General features: G+C 69.9%; 1 protein-coding gene. It reads right to left on the bottom strand.

What is annotated here, in order from left to right:
• The coding region (locus AB8E48_RS09005) for an SLBB domain-containing protein (RefSeq protein ID WP_368886487.1) at positions 1-386 on the bottom strand (386 nt) is incomplete at both ends.

Raw genomic sequence — 386 nt, 5'->3', positions numbered from 1 at the left:
GAGCCCTTCTGCGCGTTCCCCGAAGCGGTCAGCGTACGCGCAGGCTGAGGCTGAGCGCCACCCTGAGCCGTGCCGTTCTGCGCGGTGCCGTTTTGGGAGGCGCCATTCGCCGCATTACCCTGACCCGCGTTCGCCGTGCCACCATTGGGCTGAATCTGCGCCGGGGCAGCCGTCTCACCGCGATGCGGCACATAAATCTGCACACCATCACTCAGCGCACCGGCAAGGTTCACGCGGTCCAGGTCAGCATCCGCGGCGGCACCGGAGGCGGCGGCAATCGCATCCACGGCGCGGCCCTGCGCGGGCAGGGTGTACACGCCGGGGTTGTTTACGGCACCCGCCACGTGCACCCGCACGGTAGCCTCACCGGAGGCGCCACCCTGCGC

Origin of the sequence: Rothia mucilaginosa (assembly GCF_964211445.1) — a bacterium.
Classification (GTDB): Bacteria; Actinomycetota; Actinomycetes; order Actinomycetales; family Micrococcaceae; genus Rothia; species Rothia mucilaginosa_E.
Note: the sequence above shows the minus strand (reverse complement) of the source record. Positions and strands in the feature narration are given on the sequence as shown.